Below are 20,393 nucleotides of genomic sequence, written 5' to 3' on the forward strand. Positions count from 1 at the left end.
CACACAGGAGACATACCCCATGGGAAGCATCGTTGGCGCCGCCATCGTCTCGCACCACCCCGGCCTGATGCAGTGCGAAGAGTTTCGCGTGCTGCAGGGCGCGGGGGCCGACTCGGACCTGATCCCCGGCTACGCACGCCTGCGCGAACGCATCGCTGCGGCCCGGCCCGACGTGGTCATCCTCTTCGACTCGCACTGGTTCACCACCGGCTACCACCTGGTGGACGGCGCGCCGCGCTACCAGGGCATGTTCATCTCCGACGAGATGCCCTGGTACCTGCACGGCGTGCCCTACGACTACCGGGGCCACCCCGACCTGGCGCTCGAGATCGAGGCCGTGTCGCGCGAGCACAAGGGCTACAACCGTGTCATCAACCATCCCGACCTTGGCAAGCAGTACGCCACCATCAACCTGGTCAAGCACCTGCGCCTGGAGCGCAGCGACACGCCGGTGGTCACCGTGAGTTCGTGCCAGAACTGCGACTGGCGCCATTTCCTGAAATCGGGCGAGGCGATTGCCGAAGCCGTGCGCCGCAGCGACCTGCGCGTGCTGCTGCTGGCATCGGGTGCGCTGAGCCACAAGTTCAATCCCATCGACTGGAAGCCGAACCACCCGCGTATCTTCCACGAGAGCAATGTCTCGCGCCCCGAGAACATCGTGAGCGACAAGGGTGCCATCGCGCTGATGGAGCAGGGCCGGCACGACATGGTGCTTGATCGATGGCAGGACGAGTACCGCAAGATGCCCTGGGAGGCCTTCGGCGCCCACTACCTGCAGATGCTGGGCGCCATGGGTGGGGCCGACTGCCGCGCCCGCGGCGTGGCCCTGTCGGCCTACGAGAACGCACGCGGCACGGGCAACGTGCACATGTGGTTCGATGGCGAAACGCAAGCAGCGGAGGTGGCGGCATGAACTTCGAATTCCCGTTCACCGAACTGCCCGCCGTGATGCGCGGCCCGCGCGTGGAGCGCCGCCGCGTGCTGGTGGGCGGCAGCGCCTGCTGGGGCACCATGGTGGAAGAGGGCGCGCAGCAGGGCCAATTGCGCCTGGACGATGGCCGCGTGATCGACCCGGCCAGCCTGCAGCACCTGCCGCCGGTCGCGCCCAGCAAGGTCATCGCTGTGCACATCTCGTACAGCTCGCGCAGCTTCGAGACCCGCAACCAGCCCAAGCCGACCGAGACGCCCACCTACTTCACCAAGCCACCGACCTCCGTCAACGGCCATGGCTGCGAGATCCACAAGCCCGCCGACAGCCTGTACCTCAACTACGAGGGCGAATACGCCGTGGTCATCGGCAAGACCTGCCGCAACGTGTTGCCCGACGAGGCCTGGGACTACATCGAAGGCTTTTGCCCGGCGCTCGACATGGGCCTGCAGAACTACCGCGACACCGACCAGGGCAGCATGCTGCGCGTGAAAGGGGCGGACACGCTGCTGCCCATCGGCCCCGGCATCGTGCGCGGCGTGAACCTGTTCGAACAGACGCTGCGCACCTACCGCAACGGCCTGGTGGTGCAGGAGGCGCACATCGGCGACGAAACCATCTGGGGCCCGCACTACGTGGTGGCCGACATCGCGCGCCACATCACTCTGGTGCCCGGCGACGTGATCCTCATGGGCACGCCATGCCATTCGCGCTCGGTGGACCCGGGCGACCTGGTGGAGTGCGAGATCACCGGCCTGGGCCGCCTGGCGGGCACGGTGGTTGCCATCGAAGCGCCGCGCGCCTCGGCACTGGGCGTGGGCCATCAGCCCACCGACAGCCCCGAGGTGCGGCGCGTGGCCTGCGGCTTCGATGAGCGCGTGCCCGAGCATCTGAAGGCCAACTACCGGCAGGCGGCGAAGAAGCAGTAACCCACTACAAGACACAGGAGACAAACCATGACCCTTTCCACATCCCTGTCGCGCCGCGACGCCCTGCAATGGGCCCTGGCCGGCGCAGCCTGCAGCATGCCCTTCCTGGCCCAGGCCCAGGCGCTCGACACCGTGAAGATCCTCGCCGGCTTCGCCGCCGGGGGCACGGTGGACACCCTGGCGCGCCGCGTGGCCACCCAGATCACGGGTGGCTATGCCAAGTCGGCCGTGGTCGAGAACAAGACCGGCGCGGGCGGGCAGATCGCCATCACCACGCTCAAGGCCGCCCCGGCGGATGGCGCCACGCTGCTGGCCACGCCCATGTCCATGCTGGGCATCTACCCCCACACCTACAAGAAGCTGCCCTACGACCCGGTGGCCGACGTGACCCCCGTCTCGCTGGGCGTGGTGTTCGACATGGGCTTTGCCGTGGGCCCGCAGGTGCCCGCCTCGGTGAAGACGGTGCCCGAGTTCCTCGAGTGGTGCAAGGCCAACCCCACGGGCGCCAACTTCGGCTCGCCCGCGCCGGGCTCGGTGCCGCACTTCGTGGGCGAGCTGATCAGCCGCGCCGGCAAGGTGGACATGCGCCACGTGGGCTTTCGCGGCTCGCAGCCGGCCATCCTGGACCTGCTGGGCGGGCAGATCGCCGCCGTCTCGGCCCCGGTGGGTGAATTCTTGCCGCACCTCTCAGGCGGCAAGATCCGCGTGCTGGCCACTTCGGGTGCCACGCGCAACAAGTTCATGCCCAATGTCAGCACGCTGACCGAGCAGGGCTTCAAGGACATGGCCTACAACGAATGGTTCGGCTTCTTCCTGCCCGGCAAGGCGCCGGCCGATGTGGTGGCCAAGGCCAATGCCGCCCTGCGCACCGCGCTGGCAGACAAGGACGTGGTCGCCGGGCTGGCTGCCATGGGGCTGGAGGCGCGTTCTTCCACTCCCGCTGAGCTGGCGGCGCTGCTCAAGGCCGACGGGGAACGCTGGGGCCCTATCGTCAAGGCCATCGGCTTCACCGCGGAATCCTGAGGGCTCACCCATGCTTGACGATGCATTGATCCAGCAGCTCGCTCTTGAACTGCACCAGGCGGAGAAGACCCGCTTGCAGGTGGAGCATTTCTCCAAACGCCACCCCGGCATGACGGTGCAGGACGGCTATGCCATCTCGCGCGCCTGGGTGGCGATGAAGATCGCCGAGGGCCGCACGGTGCGCGGCCACAAGATCGGCCTGACCTCGCGCGCCATGCAGGTCGCCAGCCAGATCACCGAGCCGGACTTCGGCACCCTGCTGGACGACATGTTCTTCGCCGAGGGCGGCGACATCCCCATGCAGCGCTTCATCCTGCCGCGCGTGGAAGTGGAGCTGGCCTTCGTGCTCCACAAGCCGCTGCGCGGCGAGCCTGGGCGACCGCCGGTGAACATCTTCGACGTGCTGGCCGCCACCGAATACGTGGTGCCCGCCATCGAGATCATCGACGCGCGCATCGAGCAGCACGACCGCCACACAGGCGCGATGCGCAAGGTGTTCGACACCATCTCGGACAACGCGGCCAATGCCGGCATCGTCACCGGCGGACGCCCCGTGCGGCCCGACGCGGTGGACCTGCGCTGGTGCGGCGCGCTGCTCTACAAGAACGGGGTGATCGAGGAATCGGGCCTGGCCGCTGCGGTGCTCAACCACCCGGCCACGGGCGTGGCCTGGTTGGCTAACAAGCTTGCGCCCTATCGCGAGGGGCTGGAGGCCGGCGAGGTGGTACTGGGGGGCTCGTTCACGCGGCCCGTGGCGGCTGCCGCGGGCGACACCTTCCATGCGGACTATGGGCCGCTGGGCAATATCGCCTTCCGCTTCGTTTGAGGGGATTGCCTTGCAGACACCGCTGAACACCTTCAAGCAGGCCCTGGCCGCGCGCACGCCGCAGATCGGCCTGTGGTTCGGCCTGGCCAGCGGCTATGCGGCCGAGCTTGTCGCAGGGGCCGGCTTCGACTGGCTGCTGCTCGACGGCGAGCACGCGCCCAACGACGTTCCGCGCATGCTGGAGCAGTTGCAGGGCATCGCCAGCGCGCGCGCCATGCTGGGTACCGGCCCGCACCCGGTGGCCCGGGTGCCGGTGGGCGACACGGCGCTGATCAAGCAGTACCTGGACATCGGCGCGCAGACCCTGCTGGTGCCCATGGTCGACACCGCCGAGCAGGCCGCGCAGCTGGTGCGTTCCATGCGCTATCCGCAGGACGACGGGCAGGGCGGCATCCGCGGCATGGGCGCGGGCCTGGCGCGCGCCTCGCAGTGGATGCGCTACTCCGGCTATCTCAAAGAGGCCAATGCCCAGGCCTGCCTGCTGGTGCAGGCCGAGAGCACGCTGGCCATCGAGAACCTGGACGCCATTGCGCACACGCCGGGCGTGGATGGCGTGTTCTTCGGCCCGGCCGACCTGTCGGCCAGCATGGGCCATGTCGGCAACCCCGGGCACCCGCAGGTACAGGCGGCCATCGAAAGCGGGATACGCCGCGTGCTGGCCGCCGGCAAGGCCCCGGGGATCCTGATGGCCGATGAAAAGCTGGCGCGCCGCTACCTGGAGCTGGGCGCCGTCTTCGTGGCCGTAGGGGTGGACACCAGCGTGCTGGTGGCCGCCACGCGGGACCTGGCGGCGCGCTATGGGCGGGCGCTGCATCCCGCGCAGCCGCCTGCGGCAAGCCCCTCGGTCTACGGCTGACAGCCCCCACTACATCGGCCGCAGCCGGAGCTTTTCCGCCGGATCGTGGGGCTCGGGCGTCGGCACGCCCAGGATCTCGTCGATCGAGGGCTCGTCGGGCATGTCCAGGATCTGGTCCGCCGACAGCTCGACCCGGCTGGCGATGGCGGCCAGCGCGGCAGACGCTGCCGCTTCGGGCGGTGGCGGCGTGCGCGTGCGTATCACCACGCCACCAGGGCGCCGCTCGCCGTCCTGCCCCAGCACCGCACGGGTAGGGGCGTTGCCGCAGCGGGTTCGCACCGCCTGCACACTGTCCTGCAGGGCCTCTGCATCGGCAATGCGCTCCCGGTGGCGCAGCAGCACCTGCTGGGCCATGTCCGCCAGCTTGGAGTTCAGGGAGCTTTCGGCCAGCTGCAGCAGCTTGCGCACGGCCCCTTCGGCGTCGCCCGCCAAGCTCTGGGCCATGGCTTTCTCGGCCGACTGGTTGATCTGGGGCAGGCATTCGCGCACCATGTCGCTGTACGCGGGGTAGACGTTGCAGGCATTGGCCATCAACTCCGTGAGGCCGCGCGTGTTGGCATAGCGCATCCCGAGGGAGCGCACCCACTTTTCGCCGTCCGACAGGTCGATGGAGGTCGCGGCCAGCACGGCCAGCAGGCTGGCCAGGTTGCAGGCGGCCTCGAAATCGAAGCTGGCCTCGTCGATCTCGCGCGCCATGTCGCGCACCGCCGCCACCGCGGCCGAGAACTGCCGCTGCTGGATCAGCAGCAGGGTCTGGGCGATGCTGGCAAAGCGCTGGATGCGCGGGCTGTCCTGGTGGCGCTCCAGGATGCGGCCGAAGTCCGCCACGCAGCGTTCGATGCCCTTGCGGTCCTTGTCGGAAAAGTAGGAAAAGGCCAGCAGCACCAGGGCCTGGAAGTCGAACAGCTTGGAGTCGATACCCAGGATGGCCGCACGCGAGAGCACGCTGGCGGCCGTCTTGCGGTCGCCCATGTAGTACGACATCATGCCCAGCTTCTACAGGCGCACCACCGAGTCGGGCGTGAGCGCGCTGGCCGTGCGGTAGGTCTCGATGGCCTCGGTGAAGTTGCCCAGTTCCACCTGGGCGCGGCCCAGCACGTCGTAGGCGTCGGCAAACGAGGCATCCTCGCCGATCAGGCCCTGCAAGGTGGTGATGGCGCGGGTGGCCTGGCCCGACTCGATCTGCGCGCGCGCCACACCGAGCTTGGCCCAGGGCAGGGCGCGCGCGGCGATGACGGCTTCGAACAGCGTGCGGGATTCGTCGTGGCGGCCCAGGCGCAGCAGCAGCTCGGTGCCAATGCGCGCGGCATACAGCCAGTAGGGCTTGCGCGCCTCGAAACGTTCTACGCAGAGGCTGGACGCGAGCTCGAAGTCTTCCTGCTCGATGGCGTCGAAAATCGGCTTCAAGTGGATCTTGCGCAGCCGCGCCAGGCTCAGCCGCTCGAACAGTGCGCTCGGGGTGAAGGGCTTGAGCAGGTAGCCATCCAGCGCCGACTCGGCGGCCTCGGCCACCGCCGCATACGAGGCCTCTGCCGTGACCATGAAAAACACGGTGGAGAACGGCAGCAGCTGTGCACGGCGCAAGTCGTCCAGCAAGGTCTGCCCGGAGTCGCCAGATTCGCTGAAGAACTGGTCGCACAGCACATAGTCGAACACCGTGTGTTCGAGCCTGGCGCGTGCGTCACGCACGCGGCTGCATTGCACTATCTTGGTGACACCATACTCGCGCAGCTGTCCCACCAGAATGCTGCGCGAGGTGGCATTGCTGTCGATGATCAGCGCCTGGATGTCTGGCGTATCCGGGTCTTTGCCTGTGGCCATCTGCAGCTCGGGGGTGGTGTAATTAAAAGTAACTGCTCACTGCAAGCACAGTGTATGCCCGGTCAGCGGAGTCTGCGATGCGGGTAAGCCCCCGGCCTGCCATGTGTCGGTTGCTTGCGACACAATCGGTGCCATGGACAACACAGACATCCTGCGGGTGGCAACCTACAACATCCACAAAGGGGTGCAGGGCATCGGCCCGGCCCGCCGGCTGGAGATCCACAACCTGGGGCATGCGGTCGAGCAACTGGATGCCGACATCGTCTGCCTGCAGGAGGTGAGGAAGCTGCACCGTGGAGAGGCCAAATACTTCCAGCGCTGGCCCGAGCTGCCCCAGGCCGAGTACCTGGCCCCGGAGGGCTACGAGGCGGTGTACCGCACCAACGCCTTCACGCGCCACGGAGAGCATGGCAACGCGCTGCTCTCGCGCTGGCCCGTGATCGGCCACCAGCACGAGGACATTTCCGACCACCGCTTCGAGCAGCGCGGGCTGCTGCACGTCGAGGTGGACGCCCATGGCCGCAAGATCCACGTGATCGTCGTTCATCTGGGGTTGATTCCGGGCAGCCGCATCCGGCAGATCGAGCGGCTGCAGCGCTTCATCGAGCGCGAGGTGCCCGGCGGCACACCGCTGGTGGTCGCGGGCGATTTCAACGACTGGGGCCTGCAGGTCAAGCGCATGCTGGCCGGCTTCGGCTTGCATGAATTCGAGGACCCCCGGGCCTTCACCTACCCCGCGCGCCTGCCCCTGGTGCAGCTCGACCATGTCTACGTGCGCGGCCTCACACCCCTGTCGCTGCATGTGCCGCGCGGCCGCATCTGGTGGCGCATGTCCGATCACCTGCCGCTGATCGCCGAGTTCCGTCTCTAGCCGTGGCCCTGAACCCGGCCCTTGCCGCCGACCACCGGGTGCGCCTGCTGCAGGGCGCGCAGGAGTTGTTTCCCGCGCTGGTCAAGGCCATGGACGCTGCACTGTCGGACATCCAGTTCGAGACCTACATCTTCGACTTCACCGGCACCGGCGCCAGTGTGGCGCAGGCCCTGGAGCGGGCGGCCCGGCGCGGCGTGCGCACCCAGCTGGTGGTGGATGGCGTGGGCACGGGCGCCTTTCCGCTGGAGTGGACCGAGCGCTTTTCGGCCGCAGGTGTGCAGTTTCACGTCTACTCGCCGCTCGGGCCGCTGGGCCTGCTGCTGCCGCACCGCTGGCGCCGCCTGCACCGCAAGCTGTGCGTGGTGGATGGCTGCATGCTGTTCTGCGGCGGCATCAACGTGCTCGACGACCTGCACGACCCCAACCACGGGGCACTGGCAGCGCCGCGCTTCGACTTTGCCGTGCAGGCCACGGGCAGCCTGGTGGGCGTGGCCAGCGACACCATGGACCAGCTGTGGTGGCGCATGCAGGCCGTGCGCGACATGCGCGAGCGCCGCCTGCCCGAGGCCCTGCAGGCGCTGCGCGCGGCCAGCGCCGCCCAGCACGCGGCCCAGGTGGCCGAAGACGGCGCGCGCATGCGCGCCGCGCTGCTGCTGCGCGACAACGTGCGCAACCGCAGTCGCATCGAGCGGGCCTACCGCCGCGCCATCGGGGCGGCGCGGCACGAGGTGATCATCGCCAACGCCTACTTCCTGCCCGGGGGCAAGCTGCGCCGCGCGCTCCTGTTGGCGGCGCGCCGCGGAGTACGCGTGCGCCTGCTGCTGCAAGGGCGCTACGAGTACTTCATGCAGTACCACGCGGCGCGGCCGGTGTATGGCGCGCTGCTCGAAGCGGGGGTGGAGATCCACGAGTACGCGCCCAGCTTCCTGCACGCCAAGGTGGCCGTGGTCGATGCGCTGGGCGAGCGGCCCTGGGCCACTGTGGGCTCGTCCAACCTCGACCCGCTGAGCCTGCTGCTGGCGCGCGAGGCCAACGTGGTGGTGGAGGACGCGGCCTTTGCCGCCGACCTGCGCGAGCGCCTGGTGCAGGCCATGGAGCAGGCCGGCCGGCGCATGGAGCCGGCGCGCTATGCGGGCCGCCCGCTGCGCCAGCGCGTGCTCGACCAGGTGGCCCATGCGCTGATGCGCCTGGCCCTGTGGATCACGGGCCGCCGGTACTGACCATGATGGCTGGCTTGTTTGCTATATAAATAATAGCTATATCGCGATAAGGGACGGGCGGTAAGTGCGTAAGACCTTTGCCTGACGGCCTGTGCCGTTCACTGTTACGATGCGGGACATGTCCAGTCCAACCGCCGCCGCCGATATGACGACCACCCCGCCGGACGAAGAAGGCACGCCTGTCTCCGTCAAGATCCGAGAGCGCCTTGCCGCTGCGCGAAAACGCTTTCACGCCAACGACAACATTGCCGAATTCATCGAGCCGGGCGAGCTGGAGAAGCTGCTGGACGAGGTCGAGGTCAAGATGCAGGGCGTGCTCGACAGCCTGGTAATCAACACCGTGGGCGACCACAACACACACAACACCGCGCGCCGCGTGGCCAAGATGTACCTCAACGAGGTGTTCAAGGGCCGCTACGTGGCGCAGCCGCCGATCACCGAGTTCCCCAACGCCGAGCACTTGAACGAGCTCATGATCGTCGGGCCCATCACGGTGCGCAGCGCCTGCAGCCACCATTTCTGCCCGGTGATCGGCAAGATCTGGATCGGCGTGATGCCCAACGAGCACACCAACGTGATCGGCCTGTCCAAGTACGCGCGCCTGGTCGACTGGGTCATGGGCCGCCCCCAGATCCAGGAAGAGGCCGTGGTGCAACTGGCCGACCTGATCATGGAAAAGACCCAGCCCGACGGCTTGGCCATCGTGATGGAGGCCAGCCATTTCTGCATGTCCTGGCGCGGCGTGCGCGAGATGGACAGCAAGATGATCAACTCTGTGATGCGCGGCGTGTTCCTCAAGGACCCCTCGCTGCGCCGTGAATTCCTGTCCCTCATCCCCGGAAAGAACTGACCATGCTCGTACGCCTGCTCTATGCCAGCCGCGCGGTGGATACCTCGCCCTCCGCCATCGAAGCCATCCTGTCGCAGTCGCGCCAGCACAACCCGGGCAGTGGCATCACCGGGGTGCTGTGCTATGGCGGCGGCATCTTTTTGCAGGCCATCGAGGGCGGCCGCTCTGCAGTGAGCGACCTGTATGGCCACATCCAGCGCGACCCGCGGCACCAGAACGTGGAGCTGCTGCACTACGAGGAAATCACCGAGCGCCGTTTTGGCGGCTGGACCATGGGCCAGGTGAATCTTTCCAAGATCAACCATTCCATCTTGCTCAAGTACTCCGAGAAGCCGGAGCTCGACCCGTATGGGGCGTCCGGCAAGGTGTCGTTTGCGCTGCTGGAAGAGCTGATGGCCACGGCGTCCATCATCGGGCGAGCTTAAAAAGGGCTGGCCTCCAGGCCTGCCCTCTTTTCCAGACATCCGAACCTGGGCCGCAGCCGCCAACGCGCTGCGGCCTTTTGCATTCTCTTTTCCGCTTTCCCACCGTGACCCTCAATGCCTTCGGCCTCATCATCCTGGCGGGCCTGATCCATGCCTGCTGGAACATCGTGGCCAAGAAGGCGGGTGGGGATTCGCGCTTCGCGTTCTTCACCTCGGTGCTGATGATGCTGGTCTGGGCGCCGCTGGGCTGGTACCTGGGGCGCGATGCGGTGCCGCTGTGGGGCTCGGTGGAGTGGGGTTTCGTGGTGGCCAGCGGGCTGCTGCACGTGGGCTACTTCGTCATCCTGCTGCGCGGCTACCGCAAGGCCGACCTCACCGTGGTCTACCCGCTGGCGCGCGGCTCGGGGCCGCTGATGTCGTCGCTGGTGGCGGTCACGCTGCTGGGCGAGCGCATTTCGGCGCTGGGCGTGGGCGGCATCGCGGGCGTGGTGGGCGGGGTGTTCCTGATCGCGGGCGGCCCGGGCCTGCTGCGCGCCGCGCATGATCCGGCCGCGCGAGCGCGCGTGCACAAGGGCATGTTCTACGGCCTGCTCACGGGGGCCTTCATCGCCAGCTACACGGTGGTCGACGGCTATGCCGTCAAGATCCTGCTGATGTCGCCCATCCTCGTGGACTACATGGGCAACTTCGTGCGCGTGGCGCTGCTGGCGCCCGTGGTGCTGCGCGACCTGCCCACCGCCGGCCAACTGTGGCGCGCGCAGTGGCGCTTCGCGCTGCTGGTGGCCATGATCAGCCCCGTGGCCTATGTGCTGGTGCTGTATGCGATGAAGGAGGCGCCCCTGTCGCATGTCGCGCCCGCACGCGAGGTGTCCATGCTGTTCGCCGCGCTGATCGGCGGGCACCTGCTGGGCGAAGGCGACCGCGTGGCCCGCATCTGCGGGGCCGTGCTCATCGCGGCCGGCGTCACCGCGCTCGCCCTTGGGTAGGCCATGCTGCTCGGATGTGACTTCTCAAGCAGCCCCACGCGCCGCAAGCCCGTGGTGCTGGCCCTGGGCCTGCGCGACGGCGCGCGCGTGCAGCTCGCGGAGCTGGTGCGGCTGGAAACCCTGCCCGCGGTGGGCGCCTGGCTGGCCGAGCCGCGCCACTGGGTGGGTGGGTTCGACCTGCCCTTCGGCCTGCCGCGCGAGCTGCTGCAGACCCTGGGCTGGCCGCTGCAGTGGCATGCCAGCATGCAGCACTACCATTCGCTCACCCGCCCACAGATCCGCGAAGCCTTTGCCGCCTTCTGCGATGCGCGCCCCGTGGGCGGCAAGTTCGCGCACCGCGCAACCGACGGGCCCGCCGGCTCCAGCCCGTCGATGAAATGGGTGAACCCGCCCGTGGCCTACATGCTGCATGCGGGCGTGCCGCTGCTGCTCGGGGCCGGCGTGCACCTGCCCGGCCTGCATGCAGGCGACCCCACACGCGTGGCGCTGGAGGCCTACCCCGGCCTGCTCGCGCGCGAGGTGCTGCAGCGGCGCAGCTACAAGAGCGACGATGTTGCCAAGCAGACGCCGGACCGCCTGATCGCGCGCAAGGACCTGCTGACCGCGCTGGAGCTGGGGCAGACGCGCCTGGCGCTGCGACTGAAGCTGAGCCACGCCCAGCGCGATGCCCTGGTGGCCGACGCCAGCGGCGACAGCCTGGACGCCGTGCTGTGCATGCTGCAGGCCGGCTGGGCCGAGCAGCGCCATGCCGAGGGCGATGCCCTCTACGGCTTGCCGCCCGGCTTGGACCCGCTGGAAGGCTGGATCGTCACCGCGCCCATGCCGGGTGGCAGGGTGGACGAGGGCGCGCCACAATGAAGGCATGATGCGAATTGCTGCTTGCGCACGAAATCACCGGCTGTGGGTCGGGGCGCTGGTTTGCGCGTTCGCATGCACCGCCGCACTGGCTGCGCCCGCACCCTGGTTCTACTGGCGCAGCAAGGTCGATGCTCAGCGCGTCTGCGCCCAGACCTCGCCCGGCAGCGGCTGGGAGAAAGACAGCCCGCCCTACGACGGCCCCGGCTGCGCCCCGCGCCGCAAGGTGCTCATCGTCCCAATGCGTTGAGGAGCGAAACAGGTGCAATCGCCCCTTGGTTGTCAAAAAGCATAGCGCCTGGGGACGGTCTGCATGCCGTTGGCAGGAGTATTGCTTGCAATACTGTGCATGCATTCGATAATGGACGGGATGACCGAACTGATCTTGATACGCCACGGCGAGACCGACTGGAACCGGGAACTGCGCTTCCAGGGCCAAGTGGACGTGCCCCTGAACGCCACCGGCCATGAGCAGGCGCGCCGCCTGGCCGAACGCCTGGGGGCCGAACGCCTGGCGGTGGACCACCTGGTCTGCAGCGACCTCATCCGCACGCGCCAGACGGCGCAGCCCGTGCTGGGCGCATTGCTGCCGCAGCTGCACATCGACAACGTGGTGGACGCCAGCCTGCGCGAGCAGAGCTTTGGCCTGGTCGACGGCATGCGCGTGGACGACATCAAGCTGCAGCATGCCGAGGCCTGGGAGAACTGGCTGCGCTTCGACGCCGACGGCGGCATGCCCGGCGGCGAGACCACGCGCCAGTTCCACACCCGGGTGATGGGCGCCGTGCGCCGCCTGGCGCAGGAGCATGCGGGCAAGACCCTGATGGTGGTGACCCACGGCGGCGTGCTCGACATGGTCTGGCGCACGGCGCAGGGTGTAGGCCTGCACGGGCCGCGCCAGAGCGATATCCCGAATGCGGGCTTCAACCGCGTGCGCCTGGATGGCGACGCCATCGAACTGCTGCACTGGGGCGACGTGCGCCACCTGGCCGACCTGCCGCCGCAGCCGGTCTACGACCAGGCCAAGCTGCTGGTGGCAGCGGTGGACGGCGCTGACTGAGCCCAGGGCGCCGGCCCTGGTGGCCGGCTCTGATGGAAGACCCTGTGGTGCTCAGGCGCCGGGCAGGGTGATCTCCACTTGGTCCTGCGCGACCTGCACGGTGATGCCCAGGGGCCGGGCCAACTGGTGCAGCGCTGCCAGGTCGAGGGCCGGTGGTTGGGCCAGGCTGCTGCCCTGCATGGGTGGCAGGTCCTGCGACGCCGATACCCCCTGGGTGCGCACACGCACCCCTCTGGCCCCCGAGGGCTCCACAGTGATGCGGGCGGGCACGGGGCCGGGCCGCTCTGCCAGGTGGTAGAGGGCGGCCAGCACCACGTACAGCAGCGTGTGCCGTGCCGTGGCCTGCTCGTCCCAGCCGGCTGCATCCTCGGCCAGGGGCTCAAGTTCGGTGCCGCGCACCATCAGCATGGGCCGGGCCAGCTCGACGGCTTCCGCCACCAGCGCGCGCAGGGCCTGGCGTTCGTTGATCTGCAGGTCCCACTGGCGCAGGCGGCGGATGTGGTGGGCAATGTCGCCCAGTTGCTCCTCGATCTGCTCCACACGTTCCACAGCCTGCTCGGGGGTCATGTCGCCCTTGGCCAGGCGGCGCTTGAGCAGCATGGTCCCCATGCGCATCACGGACAGGGGGCTGGCCAGGTCATGGCGCAGCACCGGCATGGCGCGCATCAGCACGGCATGCTGCAGGCCGGCGTCCATCAGCGCCCGGGCATGTTCGGGAAGGGGCGGCTCGGGATTCTTGGCAGGCATGGTTGATGGGGGCTGGAGTGGAGGCGCTCAGGGAGCGGGAGGGGCTTGCAGCGCAGCAGCGCAGCGCGCCAGCAGCGCGTCGAAGGCGTCGAAGTCGAGCGGTTTGCCCAGGATGTAGTCGAAAACGCCCATCTGACCGCCCGCTGTCCTGGGGTTGCCCGAGGCCATGCCGGTGATCGCAATGGCAAAGCAGGGGCCTGCGCCGTGCTCGGCCACGCTCGCGCGTAGCAGTGGCACCAGGTCCGAACCGTTCATGTCCGGCAGGTTCTGGTCCACCAGAAAGATCTGCGCAGGCTTTTCCCTGGCCAGGGCCAGGGCGCGGGCTGCCGTGGCGGCCGTGCGCACGGAATGGCCCTCCATGGACAGCAGTTCTTCCAGGAGCTCGGTGGCGTCCTGGTTGTCATCGATCACGAGGATGTCTAGCGGCATGGTGGTGTCAGGGGCCAGCGGGTGTCAGGTGGAGGGGTCTGCAGGAGGGCGTGCCGGGCGCTGCGGCAGGTGCACGGTGAACACCACATGCGGCGCCTCGTGCGCGTAGCCGATGCTGCCGCCGTGGCCCTGCACGATCTGGTGCGCGATGTACAGGCCCAGGCCCAGGCCGGAGCGGTTGCGCGCCTTGCCCACCGACGAGGCCTTGAAGGGGGTGAACAGGTCGCCGGCCACCTCGGGCGCAATGGCCGGGGCCACGTTGCGCACCTGGATGAGCGGGCCTTCTGGCGTGGCCTGCATGTGCACCTCGACCGGCTGCCCTGCGTCGCCATGATGGCGCGCGTTGCTGACCAGGTTGGAGAACACTTGGGCCATGCGGTCGGGGTCGACCTCGGCCTGCAGGCTGGCGGGCAGGTGCCCCATCAGTTGCATGCCCGGGTGGGCCGTACGCGCCTCGTCCATAAGGTCGGCCAGCAACTGCACCAGGTCGATGCTGGCGGGCTGCAGGTCCAGCCCCAGCCGGCTTTGCAGGCGCGACATGTCCATTACCTGGCTCACCAAGCGCTGCATGCGGCTGCTCGACGACTGGATGCGCTGCCCCAGCTTGCCGGTGTTGCCATCGGCGCCATTGTTCTTTTCCAGCACCCGCGCCGCCATGCTGATGGAGTGCAGCGGATCGCGCAGATCGTGGCCCAGCACGGCCATCAGGTGGCTTCGGGCGTTGTTCAGTTCGGCGTGGCGGGCGTTTTGGGCGCGCACCAGCTCTGCGAGCAGTTGCCGTGCGATGTCCAGGTCATCGGCGGCCCAGTGTTCGGAGGTGGAGCGCACGATCTCCTTCCACAGATCGAACGAGCCGCGCGGTGTGAGGCGGGGGCCCAGGGGGCCTGGGCGAATTTCCTTGTCGGGCTTGCCGCCCCAGTGGATGGTCTCGATCTGCTCCTTGCGCAGGAAGACCAGCCAACTACCCCGCTGCAGATCCAGCGGCAGGGCCAGCACACCGCACCAGGGGGGCAGTTGCACGGCAATGGCCGGTGCCTCCAGCGGCAGGGCATGGGTGGCGTACAGGGTGCTGCCGGCGTGCGTGGCATCGAGCCATTGCAGCAGGGCCTTGGCGGCTGGGTCGCTGATGCCGCCTTCGGTGCACAGCTTGCTGTGCTCGGACACGATGATGGCGTCGGCATGCATCGATTCGGCCAGAGCGCCCGCATGGGAGCACAGCGCGGTGAATTCATCGTCGGAGTGCAGCACGCTCTCCATGACCCGGGTGCGCAACTCGGCCACCTGCAGCTGGCGCTCGGCCTGCTTGCGCGCCAGGGCCGCCTGGATGGTGGCGCCCAGCATCTGCGCCATCACGTCGCAGGCCATGCGCACGCTGTAGGGCACCTGGCGCGGCCCCATGTGGTGGCATGCCAGCAGGCCCCACAGCCGGTTGTTGATGACGATGGAAATGCTCATGGACGCGCCCACGCCCATGTTGCTCAGGTATTCGATGTGGATAGGCGAGACGCTGCGCAGGATGGCGGCGCTCAGGTCCAGCAGCTTGCTGCCTGCGGCCTGAGCCAGGGGTACCGGCGCGGCCTGCACGTCGGCGATCAGGCGCAGGGTGTTGGCCACATACAGTGCGCGCGCCTGCGCCGGTATGTCGCTGGCGGGGTAGCGCCGGCCCAGGTAGGGGTCCAGGAAGCCGGCACGCGATTCGGCCACCACGTCGCCGCTGCTGTCGGGGCGAAAGCGGTAGGCCATCACCCGGTCGAAGCCGGTGAGCGCCTTGAGCTCCTGGGTGGCCAGTTGCAGCAGGTCGTTGATGGCGGCACGCGGGCGGCGCAGCTTTTCCATGGCGCGGTGGGCCTGCATGGCAAAGCCCGTGAGCGCGTCGGAAGATGCCTGGCGGGCCTCGAACTCGATCACCAGCAGCTCGTGCGACTGGTGCAGCACCACGTCGAAGCTGCGGCCTTCGATTTCCAGCTCGGTCGGCATGGGCAGATCGGCGGCGGCGCCCAATGCCGCCAGCCCTTCGTCGAGCAGCGCGCCGATCTGGGGATGCTGCGCCACCAGCGCGCTGCTGCGCAGCACGTCGCCCGGCAGCAGCGCGTGTCCCAGCAGTGCCTCGGCGTTGCTGCTGGCATGGTGCACCACGCCGCTTGCATCCACGGCCACGAGCACCCCGTGGGACTGTATGGAACCCGGGATGTGGATGGGCTCGCGGTCGCAGTTTTCCAGCGTGGTGGGCTGCACAGGGGCCGCGGCGGAGGTCATGCTGGCGTTCCTTGTGTGGCGTCCATGGTGTCGAAGTGCGCCTGCAGGCCCTGGAAGGCGGCCAGCGCACCGTCGCACGCGGCCGCAATGGCCGGGGGCGAGGCCACGTGCGCGCGCAGCAGCGCCATGAATGCCTTCCAGCGCGCACCGGTGCCCGCGCCATCGCCTTGCAGATAGCGCAGCGGGTGCGGCGCCAGCCGGGGCGCGAGGCCGCGATGGAGCACCTGCCCGCCGAGCTGCGAACCCTCGACCACATACGCCAGGCCCCAGCGCACGGCATCGGTCTGGCCAGGGTGGCGCGCCAGGGCCTGCTCCAGGCACTGCGCGGTGGTGGCACTGGGCCGAGGCCAGGTCAGGGTGGCTTGTTCAGCCGGGTGCGCCAGGTCCTCGCGCAGCGCGGACAGCCGCGCTGCAGGCGCGAAGCCAAACCCGGGCGCGTGCGCCTGCAGCGTTTGCAGCGCAGGCCACAGTGCCTGCAGCCAGGCAGCCAGGGCGTGGACGTGCTCCAGGTAGTCGGCCAGGCTGGCGTCGGCACGGGCGATGGGCAGGCCGGAGTCGAGCTGGACATGCCGCTCGGCGGTGGCGCGCCGCAGCGCCTGCAGCGCATCGGTCATGGCAGGCAGGGGCAATGGAGGAGCGAGGGTGTTGTGGGACAAGGTACGGAAGACCGGCAGATAAGGCACCGCACCCAGGGGCACAGTGCACTCCCATTCTAGAACCGGATTGGCCGGCAGAGGGCCTGTGCGGGCAGGGGTTTGCCCCCTGCACCGTGTGCCGCGGTGGCAATGCGCCGTGGGGCTACACGGCCGCGGGGTCTCGTCCTACGCGGTGCCGAGGGCGCGGTCGAGGGCCAGGGCGCTGTACACCCTCTGAAGCTGCCGCGCCAGGCGCAGGGACTCGGGCTGCGCGTTGGCCTGGGGCTGCAACAGGTTCTGCAGCGTGGCCCACTGGCCGCTTCGGGCCAGGGCGTCGAGGTAGATCTGGTGGAACAGATCGCGCTGCGCATGGCTGCCGCCCACGGCCACCAGTTGGGGCAGGGCCAGGCCCAGTTGTTGCGCGGCCGTGGCCCAGTCGCCTGTGGCATGTGCCAGCAAGCCGTGGGCGGCAGGCACGCAGACCTGCTGACACACGGTGCGCTCGTGCGCCTCGGTGCGGCTGGCGGCGTGGGCCTCGATGTGCCGTAGCAGCGTGCGTGCTTCGTCCACACGCCCGGCGCGCGCCAGCCCGTAGAGGTACTGCAGGTCCAGAAAGGGCAGCACCTGATCCGACAGGCGCAGCGCCAGATGGCCAGCCAGGTCGTCCCAGCGCGCGCGGCCCACGTCCACGCCAGCCAGCTCCAGCCGGGCCAGCAGCGAGACGGCGTTGATCTGGTCCTGCGTGTATTCCTTGACCACGCCCCACACCTGCTGGTCGTAGAGTGCCAGCACTTCGGCATGGCGCTCCCGCTCCAGCAGGAACAGCGCCTGGTGCCACCAGTTGTGGGTAACCATGAAGGAGTTCAGGCCCGTCCAGGTGTCGCTCACGCTGGCCATGAAATCGGTGCCCTCGGCGATGCGGCCCTGCGTCAGCATCACATGCGCCAGGGCGTGGTGGGCCCAGGGCTCCTTGCGGCACAGGGCCACGGCATGGCGTGCCGAGGCTTCGGCGCGGTCGAGCAGGTGGCACTGCTCCCAGCCAAAGGCCAGCATGCCGTGCAGGTAGGGCACCTCGGCCGCAGCGGGCAGGGCTGCCAGCGCAATGCGCAGCATGCCCGGCGAGTCGCCGCGGTTGAACAGGTGGTATTGCCCCAGCTTGAGCGAGGCCAGGTCGCGCGGGTGCAGCCGGGCCTGTTCCTCGTGCAGGGCAATGGCGCGCGGCAGGTCGCCATCGACCCAGGCGGCCACGGCCGCCACGAAGCGCTGTTCGCGCTCGCTCGCCTGGCCGGCTGCCGCCTGCGCGCGTGCCAGGTAGGGGCGCGCGTTGCGCGGCGCATCGGCCGACTCGGCAAACATGTGCAGCGCCGCGCAGCAGGCCTGCACGATGGCGCTGTGGTCGTGCTCGGCCGCGAGTACGTTCACGGCGCGGGCCTCGCAGCTGATGAACCCTTCGACGAAATCGTTCAGTGCTGAGAGGCTGCCCTGCTCGTGCAGGGTGACGGGGTTGCCCAGGCTGTCGGTGGCGGTGTGCATCGGTGCATTGTGCGGGGCAAGAAGCTACCCCGTCTTGCGGTAACTCATTTCCCGTGGATGAGCGCGAGGTACGCGGTGCGCGTGGGGGCGGACACCGAGGCCACCAGCTGTTCGTGCGGTGTCTTGTGCCGCGCCAGCATGCGCGCCGTGGCAATCGTCTTGGATTTGCAGAACCAGTGGCAGGTGTGCTGCATGAGCAGCAGCTCGGCCGTCATCACGAAGGCCTTGTCTTTGGGCGTCAGATGCTCGCTGTTCTGCGCTGCGCTGGCAATGCCCCGCGCGTGAATGGCCAGGGCACGGCGCATGTCGAAGGTGGCGGCGGGCAGGATGGCCTGCGCGAATGGTATGGCCAACGCCAGGCGGCTCACGCGGGCCTGGGCTTCATCCACCTTGGAGAAATCGGCGGCGAAGCGCGCGAACTGCTCGGCCAGTTGCGATTCGGTGGTTTCCAGCAGTGACCAGATCTGGCCGCGCCGCTCGTCGGTGCTTTCGCCCAAGGCACGCAGGTAGCCCTCGGTCAGCGCCTCCATCAGCTTCTCGATCTGGTAGTTGCCCAGGTGGCTGCCCAGCAGCGCAATGCGCTTGCGCTGCTCCTTGGCATTGAGCATGTAGACGCCGCTGGCGATGAGGATCGACAGGATCAGGACATCCATGGCGGCTCAACCCTTGGGCGGCTGGGGCCACGGGCGCTGGGGCCCGCGGATCAGCTCGAAGGCGTGCGCAACCTGCAGCACCCCGAGGTCGTCGAAGCGCACGCCCGCGATCTGCAGGCCGATGGGCAGGCCGGCCTCGGTGTAGCCGCAGTTCACCGACGCGGCCGGCTGCTCGGACATGTTGAATGGCACGGTGAAGCCGATGTGCTCCAGCGGGCGCAGCGGGTCGTTGGTGGGCGAGGGCAGCTCGGCCTGGAAGGCGACGTTGGGTGCCACGGGCGAGATGACGTAGTCGAACGCGCTGCAGGCCTTCACGGCGGCCAGGCGCGTGAGGTGAAACTGGTGGCTGGCGGTAAACACCGCGGTGCCCGACATGCCGGCTGCGCTGTCGGCCCAGGCTCGGATGTAGGGCAATACTTTCCCGCGCTTGGCTGGCGGCAGCGCCTGCAGGTCGATGTGCGAGCGCATGCGCCAGAAGTGGTCCATGCCGTCGAGCATGGCCTGCGTCATGAAGGGCTGCATGGGCACGATGGTGGCACCGGCGGCCTCCATCAGGCGCGCGGCGCTCTCCACGGCGGCGCGCACCTCGGGGTCCACGGGCAGGCCGCAGCCGGCGTCCAGCAACAGGCCGATGCGCAGGCCGCGCAGGTGTTCGGCGCTGCGGTCGTATTCGCCCCAGGCGATGTCCTGTGCGGGCAGGCCCATGCTGTCGCGGGCATCGGGCTGGCTGAGCACCTGCATCATCAGCGCGGCGTCGGCCACGGTGCGCGTCATGGGGCCGGCGGCGCGGCCGGTGTAGGGCGGGTCGATGGGGATGCGGCCCAGGCTGGGCTTGAGGCTGAAGATGCCGCACCAACTGGCCGGCAGGCGCAGCGAGCCGCCGATGTCGGTGCCGATGTGCAGCGGGCCGTAGCCAGCTGCAGCGGCGGCGCCACCGCCGGCGCTGGAGCCACCCGGGCCCTTGCTCACATCCCAGGGGTTGCGCGCCAGGGGGTGAAAGCTCGACAGCCCCGAGGACAGCATGCCGTAGTCGGGCATGGTGGTCTTGGCCACGATGACGGCACCGGCTTCGCGCATGCGCGCGGCGGGGGGCGCATCGGCTGCGGCGGGCACCAGGTCCACGGCGGCCGTGCCGGCCGGCAGCGGGTCGCCCTGTGTGGCGATGTTTTCCTTGATGGTGGCGGGCACGCCGTCGAGCAGGCCCATGGGCTCGCCGCGCATCCAGCGGGCCTCGGAAGCGCGGGCCTGCTGCAGCGCCAGGTCGGGGCGCAGCAGGTAGGTGGCCTGGATGTGGGGCTCCCACGCATCGATGTGTTTGAGCACGGCCTCGGTGACCTCGACGGGGGACAGCGTGCGCTGGCGGTAGGCAGCGAGCAGGGCGTGGGCGGGCAGGTCGTGGAGGTCACTCATGGCAGGTGGCTGGGCAGGAGGGGAGGGCGCGGGGCGGCTGGGAAGGCACGCCAGGAGCGGTCAGCAAAAAATGAAGCAGG

Annotated in this window: 20 protein-coding genes and 1 pseudogene; 13 read left to right on the plus strand and 8 right to left on the minus strand. The window is 68.9% G+C overall.

Going from position 1 to position 20,393, the window contains the following annotated elements:
- The first annotated feature begins 19 nt into the window (after window positions 1-19).
- The 5 genes from QYL93_RS01520 to QYL93_RS01540 are packed head-to-tail and all read left to right on the plus strand — an operon-like array spanning window position 20 to window position 4,562.
- Window positions 20-913, plus strand: coding sequence for an extradiol ring-cleavage dioxygenase (locus QYL93_RS01520; RefSeq protein WP_305741994.1), 894 nt, complete (start codon window positions 20-22; stop codon window positions 911-913).
- Complete coding sequence (locus QYL93_RS01525; protein WP_305741995.1) at window positions 910-1,857, plus strand: fumarylacetoacetate hydrolase family protein; 948 nt, start codon at window positions 910-912, stop codon at window positions 1,855-1,857. The genes QYL93_RS01520 and QYL93_RS01525 overlap by 4 nt, the downstream gene beginning before the upstream one ends.
- Window positions 1,858-1,884: 27 nt before the next feature.
- The gene (locus QYL93_RS01530) at window positions 1,885-2,880 is read left to right on the plus strand and encodes a Bug family tripartite tricarboxylate transporter substrate binding protein (RefSeq protein ID WP_305741996.1); all 996 of its coding nucleotides are present in this window, start codon (window positions 1,885-1,887) and stop codon (window positions 2,878-2,880) included.
- Window positions 2,881-2,890: 10 nt separating this feature from the next.
- Window positions 2,891-3,706, plus strand: a complete 816-nt coding sequence (hpaH, locus tag QYL93_RS01535; RefSeq protein WP_305741997.1) for a 2-oxo-hept-4-ene-1,7-dioate hydratase — start codon at window positions 2,891-2,893, stop codon at window positions 3,704-3,706.
- A gap of 10 nt (window positions 3,707-3,716) precedes the next feature.
- Window positions 3,717-4,562: an aldolase/citrate lyase family protein gene (locus QYL93_RS01540; protein WP_305741998.1), complete on the plus strand. Its 846-nt coding sequence runs from the start codon at window positions 3,717-3,719 to the stop codon at window positions 4,560-4,562.
- A 9-nt stretch (window positions 4,563-4,571) separates the two neighbouring features.
- Here the strand turns inward: QYL93_RS01540 and QYL93_RS01545 are convergent.
- Window positions 4,572-6,383 (minus strand): annotated as a pseudogene (locus QYL93_RS01545) (response regulator).
- Window positions 6,384-6,516: 133 nt separating this feature from the next.
- Between QYL93_RS01545 and QYL93_RS01550 the strand changes: the two are divergent.
- The 8 genes from QYL93_RS01550 to QYL93_RS01585 all read left to right on the plus strand — a co-directional run bounded on the left by QYL93_RS01550 (window position 6,517) and on the right by QYL93_RS01585 (window position 12,650).
- On the plus strand, window positions 6,517-7,254 hold the full coding sequence (locus tag QYL93_RS01550; protein ID WP_057204869.1) for an endonuclease/exonuclease/phosphatase family protein: 738 nt from the start codon (window positions 6,517-6,519) through the stop codon (window positions 7,252-7,254).
- A gap of 2 nt (window positions 7,255-7,256) precedes the next feature.
- Window positions 7,257-8,474, plus strand: coding sequence for a cardiolipin synthase ClsB (gene clsB, locus QYL93_RS01555; RefSeq protein ID WP_305741999.1), 1,218 nt, complete (start codon window positions 7,257-7,259; stop codon window positions 8,472-8,474).
- A 118-nt stretch (window positions 8,475-8,592) separates the two neighbouring features.
- Window positions 8,593-9,324, plus strand: coding sequence for a GTP cyclohydrolase I (folE, locus tag QYL93_RS01560; protein ID WP_305742000.1), 732 nt, complete (start codon window positions 8,593-8,595; stop codon window positions 9,322-9,324).
- A gap of 2 nt (window positions 9,325-9,326) precedes the next feature.
- Entirely contained in the window at window positions 9,327-9,749 is a 423-nt protein-coding gene (locus QYL93_RS01565; protein WP_305742001.1) for a BLUF domain-containing protein, read from the plus strand.
- A gap of 104 nt (window positions 9,750-9,853) precedes the next feature.
- Window positions 9,854-10,735: a DMT family transporter gene (locus QYL93_RS01570; protein WP_305742002.1), complete on the plus strand. Its 882-nt coding sequence runs from the start codon at window positions 9,854-9,856 to the stop codon at window positions 10,733-10,735.
- A 3-nt stretch (window positions 10,736-10,738) separates the two neighbouring features.
- Window positions 10,739-11,593 (plus strand): DUF429 domain-containing protein, encoded by an 855-nt coding sequence (locus QYL93_RS01575; RefSeq protein ID WP_305742003.1) that lies wholly within the window; start codon window positions 10,739-10,741, stop codon window positions 11,591-11,593.
- Window positions 11,594-11,597: 4 nt separating this feature from the next.
- Window positions 11,598-11,840 (plus strand): hypothetical protein, encoded by a 243-nt coding sequence (locus QYL93_RS01580; RefSeq protein ID WP_082607907.1) that lies wholly within the window; start codon window positions 11,598-11,600, stop codon window positions 11,838-11,840.
- Between the two features lie 120 nt (window positions 11,841-11,960).
- Window positions 11,961-12,650 carry a histidine phosphatase family protein gene (locus QYL93_RS01585; RefSeq protein ID WP_305742004.1) on the plus strand — a complete coding sequence of 230 codons (690 nt, stop codon included), beginning with the start codon at window positions 11,961-11,963 and terminating at the stop codon, window positions 12,648-12,650.
- Between the two features lie 51 nt (window positions 12,651-12,701).
- Here the strand turns inward: QYL93_RS01585 and QYL93_RS01590 are convergent, their stop codons facing one another.
- From QYL93_RS01590 to QYL93_RS01620, 7 genes are all read right to left on the minus strand, one after another.
- A complete protein-coding gene (locus tag QYL93_RS01590; RefSeq protein WP_305742005.1) occupies window positions 12,702-13,397 on the minus strand; it encodes a hypothetical protein in 696 nt (231 codons plus the stop codon).
- A gap of 27 nt (window positions 13,398-13,424) precedes the next feature.
- Window positions 13,425-13,826, minus strand: coding sequence for a response regulator (locus QYL93_RS01595; protein ID WP_305742006.1), 402 nt, complete (start codon window positions 13,824-13,826; stop codon window positions 13,425-13,427).
- Between the two features lie 24 nt (window positions 13,827-13,850).
- Window positions 13,851-16,082, minus strand: coding sequence for an ATP-binding protein (locus QYL93_RS01600; RefSeq protein WP_305742007.1), 2,232 nt, complete (start codon window positions 16,080-16,082; stop codon window positions 13,851-13,853).
- Window positions 16,079-16,696, minus strand: coding sequence for a biliverdin-producing heme oxygenase (locus QYL93_RS01605; protein ID WP_305742008.1), 618 nt, complete (start codon window positions 16,694-16,696; stop codon window positions 16,079-16,081). Before QYL93_RS01605 ends, QYL93_RS01600 begins: the two co-directional genes overlap by 4 nt.
- 207 nt (window positions 16,697-16,903) lie before the next feature.
- The gene (locus QYL93_RS01610) at window positions 16,904-18,250 is read right to left on the minus strand and encodes a tetratricopeptide repeat protein (RefSeq protein WP_305742009.1); all 1,347 of its coding nucleotides are present in this window, start codon (window positions 18,248-18,250) and stop codon (window positions 16,904-16,906) included.
- Window positions 18,251-18,294: 44 nt separating this feature from the next.
- Window positions 18,295-18,903 (minus strand): hypothetical protein, encoded by a 609-nt coding sequence (locus QYL93_RS01615; RefSeq protein WP_305742010.1) that lies wholly within the window; start codon window positions 18,901-18,903, stop codon window positions 18,295-18,297.
- Between the two features lie 6 nt (window positions 18,904-18,909).
- Window positions 18,910-20,313, minus strand: coding sequence for an amidase (locus QYL93_RS01620; RefSeq protein WP_305742011.1), 1,404 nt, complete (start codon window positions 20,311-20,313; stop codon window positions 18,910-18,912).
- Window positions 20,314-20,393 lie beyond the last annotated feature (80 nt).

Source organism: Acidovorax sp. A1169, assembly GCF_030704685.1.
GTDB lineage: Bacteria > Pseudomonadota > Gammaproteobacteria > Burkholderiales > Burkholderiaceae_C > Acidovorax.

Bases quoted from the DNA above. Each gene is read 5' to 3' on its own strand.
- QYL93_RS01520 (WP_305741994.1), top strand. From the start codon at position 20: ATGGGAAGCATCGTTGGCGCCGCCATCGTCTCGCACCACCCCGGCCTG.
- QYL93_RS01525 (WP_305741995.1), top strand. From the start codon at position 910: ATGAACTTCGAATTCCCGTTCACCGAACTGCCCGCCGTGATGCGCGGC.
- QYL93_RS01530 (WP_305741996.1), top strand. From the start codon at position 1,885: ATGACCCTTTCCACATCCCTGTCGCGCCGCGACGCCCTGCAATGGGCC.
- hpaH (WP_305741997.1), top strand. From the start codon at position 2,891: ATGCTTGACGATGCATTGATCCAGCAGCTCGCTCTTGAACTGCACCAG.
- QYL93_RS01550 (WP_057204869.1), top strand. From the start codon at position 6,517: ATGGACAACACAGACATCCTGCGGGTGGCAACCTACAACATCCACAAA.
- folE (WP_305742000.1), top strand. From the start codon at position 8,593: ATGTCCAGTCCAACCGCCGCCGCCGATATGACGACCACCCCGCCGGAC.
- QYL93_RS01565 (WP_305742001.1), top strand. From the start codon at position 9,327: ATGCTCGTACGCCTGCTCTATGCCAGCCGCGCGGTGGATACCTCGCCC.
- QYL93_RS01575 (WP_305742003.1), top strand. From the start codon at position 10,739: ATGCTGCTCGGATGTGACTTCTCAAGCAGCCCCACGCGCCGCAAGCCC.
- QYL93_RS01580 (WP_082607907.1), top strand. From the start codon at position 11,598: ATGATGCGAATTGCTGCTTGCGCACGAAATCACCGGCTGTGGGTCGGG.
- QYL93_RS01585 (WP_305742004.1), top strand. From the start codon at position 11,961: ATGACCGAACTGATCTTGATACGCCACGGCGAGACCGACTGGAACCGG.
- QYL93_RS01590 (WP_305742005.1), bottom strand. From the start codon at position 13,397: ATGCCTGCCAAGAATCCCGAGCCGCCCCTTCCCGAACATGCCCGGGCG.
- QYL93_RS01595 (WP_305742006.1), bottom strand. From the start codon at position 13,826: ATGCCGCTAGACATCCTCGTGATCGATGACAACCAGGACGCCACCGAG.
- QYL93_RS01600 (WP_305742007.1), bottom strand. From the start codon at position 16,082: ATGACCTCCGCCGCGGCCCCTGTGCAGCCCACCACGCTGGAAAACTGC.
- QYL93_RS01605 (WP_305742008.1), bottom strand. From the start codon at position 16,696: ATGACCGATGCGCTGCAGGCGCTGCGGCGCGCCACCGCCGAGCGGCAT.
- QYL93_RS01610 (WP_305742009.1), bottom strand. From the start codon at position 18,250: ATGCACACCGCCACCGACAGCCTGGGCAACCCCGTCACCCTGCACGAG.
- QYL93_RS01615 (WP_305742010.1), bottom strand. From the start codon at position 18,903: ATGGATGTCCTGATCCTGTCGATCCTCATCGCCAGCGGCGTCTACATG.
- QYL93_RS01620 (WP_305742011.1), bottom strand. From the start codon at position 20,313: ATGAGTGACCTCCACGACCTGCCCGCCCACGCCCTGCTCGCTGCCTAC.